The sequence below is a fragment of the Protofrankia sp. Cr1 genome (assembly GCF_963555865.1).
Classification (GTDB): Bacteria; Actinomycetota; Actinomycetes; order Frankiales; family Frankiaceae; genus Protofrankia.
Genome location: NZ_CAUVXO010000216.1, coordinates 3,950 through 8,614, shown reverse-complemented (window position 1 = coordinate 8,614; position 4,665 = coordinate 3,950). Strand labels below are relative to the sequence as shown.

Sequence of the window (4,665 nt, the reverse complement as noted above, 5' to 3'; positions counted from 1 at the left end):
CGTTCGGCCAGGCCCCGACCTGGTAGGCCTTCCCCCGCGGCGGCTGGTAGTTGTTGCCGTTGCACCGCAGCACGTAGCCACCGGTCCGGGCCGCAACGCTCGTCGGGATGGCGTCCATCCCACAGGCGGGCAGTAGCTGGATGTCCACGTTCCGGGCGGGTTGCTGGGCGACCGCCGTGGTCTTGAGCACCTCGCTTCTGTGATCCAGACAGATCTCGATCCCGATGTCGAGGCCACCAACGGAGATGATCTGACGGTGGGCGTGTTGGGCGCTTGTCTTGCCTGTGCTCATGGCGTTGACGTCGTTGTCGAGATGGTCCACGTCGGAGAAGTCCTGCTTCATGCAGGTCCAGTGGAAGAGCTGGTTTCCCGTCGTGACCTGCGCCGAGACCCGCGCCACGGCGTAGGCCTCGCTGAAGATGACGTATTTGAAGAATCCCTGGGAGTCGAATGTCTGCTTGCTGTACACCGCCGTTCCGGGGACCAGCAGCCAGTCGTTGAACAGGCTGTCACTGCGGACCGCATCCTTGATTGAATGCTGGGCCTGTTGGACATCGAAATATCCGTAGTGGTTGTGTCCGCTCTGCTGGCCCTGCGACGAGCGGAAGTAGAACTCCGGCGCGAGAAAGACGTTGAGAACCGTCCCGTTGACGGTGACGGGATCGTCGGCGATCTTCTTCGCGATGAATCGGGCGACCTCCAGCAGATACCGTGCTCGGATTTGCGCCTCTGTGCCGAAGTCGACCGGTTTGGGCAGACAGGACGGTCGATACTGCTGATGGGTGTCGGTCTCGTAGAACACGAATCGCACGTGGCTGTACATCACTGCTCTCCTCAACCGCGGGGCGCCGTGGCGCCGGCCTGTTGCTTCAGGATGTCGACCAGCGCGACGAAACCGTTCTCCACATCATGGAAGTCGAACGCGACAGCCGCCGCGCCGTGCTGGTTCATGAGCGTGTAGGCGACGCTCATCGTCACCTTCCCGCCGCCCACCAGCCTGAGCGAGCCCTGGAACGACGCCTTGGTGACATCCAGCAGGTGGTCGGGTCCGTTGTCGGCAAGCCAGGTGCCCGCGGCGGCCATCCCGCCCACGGCGGCCCGGGTCTGGGTCAGCACGCCCTGGGCGGCCGTGAACGTCCCCTGGGCAACGCCGAGCTCGGCGTACAGTCCTGAGACCCGCGGGTCGGCCTCGATCGGGGTGGTCGTCACCGCGGCCCGGCAGGCTTGCAGGGTTCCCAGGGCGGTGCCGAGCGTTGCCTGTTCGCCGCCGAAGGTGATCTGGTGCTGGGCGAGCTGCCTGCCCTTGTCCAGGATCTGTGGTCCGATCCAACTGGCGTTCCACCAGGAGAGCTGGCCTTTGAGGCCGTCGATGTCGTGGTTGAGGCCGTTGATGGTGCGCTGCTCGCCGTCGATCTGACGCTGTATCGAGTCCACGTCGGCCTGGGCGTTCCGTAGGGCGTTGTCGGCTTGCGCGCGCTCCCGCCGGATCTGGGCCACCTGCGGGTCGATCTGGGCCTGGATGCGGCCGACGTTCGCCTGGGCGTTGTTCACCTGTCGCTGGGCGTCACCGATGGCGCGCGTGGCGTCCCCGGCGGCGCTCTGGATCGCGGCGCTCCCGCGGGTGCGTACGAGGTTCAGGAAGTCGTTGTGCATCGCCGCCTCGACGCTCAGGTCAGCGGCGGCGAAGTTCCGCAACGGGCAGCTCGCTGTCACGTTGGCATCGAAGGTGCCGAACAGCGATGCCGACAGCGACAGCGTGAAGCCGTCGCGGCTGATCCGCAGGTCCACGTCCCGGGTGAAACCGAGCATGGTCACCGCGCCGGAGACGAGGCAGTGGGGCCCGCGTATGGCCCCCGTCGGGGCGTCGTAGGTGGCGAGCGACAGCCGCGGGCCACCCTCGCCGCCCGAGCCGGTGAGGGCGAAGATCGGGTCAACACTGATCGGCTTGATCGTCGCGTCGAGCGCAATACCGGCGTTGGGGTCGACGTCCACGTCGACAGATCCCCCGAAGCCGAACGCGGCGAGGTTCGCCGCGAGCCGGATGCCCTGCGGGAACACCAGCTGCCCGATCATCGTCGGCTCCGGCGCGATGTAGATCTGGACGTCGAGCGATACCGCGAGCACGTCGCCCTGCCGCGCGATCCCGTAGTGCCGCAGGGCCGTCCGGTCGGTCAGGTGCCAACGCCGCCCCGGTTCGGCGACCGTCAGGAGCGTCGACGTCGCGGCGGGCAGGGCGACCTTGCTAGCGCTGAGGAACGCCGCCGTGATCGCCGGCGTGAGCGCGGCGCCGTCGAAGTCGGCGGCGAGGGCGGCCGGCACGTCGAACAGGTGCACCCCTTCCAGCCGGCAGCCACTGAGCACCGGGCCGATCTCGGCTGGCACCTCGACCTGGCCGCCGAGCAGGGTGGCCACCACGTCGTCGAGACCGAGGTCGGACACGCTGCCGGCGAGCAGGCTCCTGGACGGCACGGTGGCGTCGAACAGCACCGCCGCCGAGCCTGCGAAGGCGCCGAGGCTGACGGTCGCGGCGATGCCGATCGCTGGTATCAGCTCCCAGCTGATACCGACGAGCAGGGCGAGGTCGGACAGCGTCAGCCCATCGACGCCGAACGCTCCCTTCCAGGGCGCCGGCATCGTGCCCGCGAGCAGGGCCCCGTTCGGGCCGACGTCCAGCTGTGCGGTGAACACCAGCGGCTGGCCGTCCGCCTCCAGCGCCACCCGGCCGAACAGGCCGATCGATGGTGAGCCGCCGACCAGTTGCACACGCAGCGCGCCGGTGAACGCCAGGTTGTCGTTGAACGAGCCGGACAGGCCCGCCGACAGCAGGACGTTCGCCGGGTTCTCACCGACCTGCACCAGGACGTCGAGGGTGGCGTGGTCGAGGTGCAGGCTGTTCTTAATCAACTCCAGCCCGCGGTCACCGCCGACGTCCATCTCCGCGAAGACGTTGACGCCGGCCTTTACGCCCGGTGCTGCACTCGCGGGCAGGGCGATCCGCGGGGTGGTGATGGCGGGATCGCCGAAGGCGGACAGGTCGGGGAAGGTGAAGGCCGGATCGTCGAACGAGGCGACGACCAGCACCATCCGCGTGAACCGGAACGCGTCGTCCAGTGGCGCGAGGTCCTGGCTCAGCGCCGCGAGCCGCCAACCGGTCGGCAGCGCGAAACCGGCGGCGAAGCCCCAGCCCGTGCCGGCGCGGCGGATGTCGACCGCGAGGCTCCCGAAGCCCTCGACCTGCGCGCCGAGCATGAGCCCGAGGTCGGCGCCGCGCTTGTCCAGGCGTATCCGCGCATGGTCCAGAACGATGTCGAAGCCGGGCGGCCACGGGATCTGCTGGTCGCAGAGCTCGCCGAGGAGTGCCCGCAGGCCGAGGCGCGGCAGGTCAGCGCGCAGCGCGAACGGGCCGGGCACCTGGAAGCCCACGTCGAGGTCAACCCCGGCCAGGGCGAGCCGGCCGCTGAACGCGCCGCTGAACCCGGAGCCCGCCGTATAGCCGAGCGTCAATCCGACGTCACTGACCGTCAGTTTCTCTGGCCCCAGGTCCAGCGTCCACGCCGCCGGCCGCGGGGCCAGCCGGGCCGACACGGTGTAGAAGTCACCCGGGCGTGCAGCGAGCAGCAGACGGTCCACCGTCAGGTCGCCGACCGGCGGCACGTCCGGCAGGTAGGTGCGCATCAGGGTGGCCAGGGGAAGGGTTGGTTGCGCGTGTATGTCGGCCGCGACGGTGAAGTCCGGCAGGGTGACCACGGCCGTGAACGGTACATCCTCGATCGCGAACCTGCCCACGAGGACCACCTGAACCGATCGGTCCGCCGAGAGCGGGCTGGTCGCCGTGACCATCGCCTCAAGATCGATGATTTCGAGGATGTCCCCGAAGGGCGCCCAGCGCACCCCGTCCAGACCCACCGTGACCGAAACGTCGTCGAGCGCGGGCAACGTGCCGGACAGGCCGAGCGTCAGAGTACGCAGCGTGACCTGGCCGACGCTGCCAAGTTGCTGGCCGAGCTGGCCGGCCAGCTCGTCGCCGCCAAGCAGTCCGGCGAGATCGCCGAGGTCGATTCCGCTGACGCCACCTTCGGGCTCGGCGGTGAGCAGCACGGAGTCGCCGCCGGGGGGCAGCGCGGCCCACACGTCGACGACAAGTTTGTCGCTCACCTGCAGCTTCCCGCCGAAGAAGACCGCGGGTGGCCGTTGCGGGTGCTGGGCGAGCCAGTCGGCGTTCGGCGGGCAGTAGAGCGCAAGCGTTACGTCCCGTAGCGAGATCGGGCCGATGGAGGCCGCCACATCGAGCGCCGCCGTCAGGTTGATGCCGGGCAGCGGGGTCGGGCTCGGGACGGGCACGACGGGCTCCACCGGCGGCGGCGTCGTCGTGGGCACCGGCGGCGCGGACAGGACGGGACCGGCGATCACCAGGTCTTCCATCCCGCCACCGAGCGTGTGCTCGATCGCGCCGAAGAGCCCGACCAGCCGTAATCGGGCGACGAAGGCGAGACCGGCCGGCAGGGACGCCCCCTGTACGTCGTCCACGTGGTCGTGGGTCGACAGCGCGAAGGCCGCGCCGGTCAGCGTGAGCAGATCCAGCAGCGGGCTGGGCGTGGAGTGCAGCGGTGCCCGGAAGTCGATCGACATTGGCAGTGTGGGGAAGCTTTGCGAGAACCGCCAGGT

1 protein-coding gene and 1 pseudogene are annotated in these 4,665 nt (G+C 69.1%); both read right to left on the bottom strand.

The window, feature by feature from the left end; translation table 11 throughout:
- A pseudogene (locus tag U9980_RS16635) lies at positions 1–823 on the bottom strand (hypothetical protein); the annotation flags it as partial.
- A gap of 11 nt (positions 824–834) precedes the next feature.
- A complete protein-coding gene (locus U9980_RS16630) occupies positions 835–4,629 on the bottom strand; it encodes a hypothetical protein (RefSeq protein WP_322768753.1) in 3,795 nt (1,264 codons plus the stop codon).
- Positions 4,630–4,665: the final 36 nt, after the last annotated feature.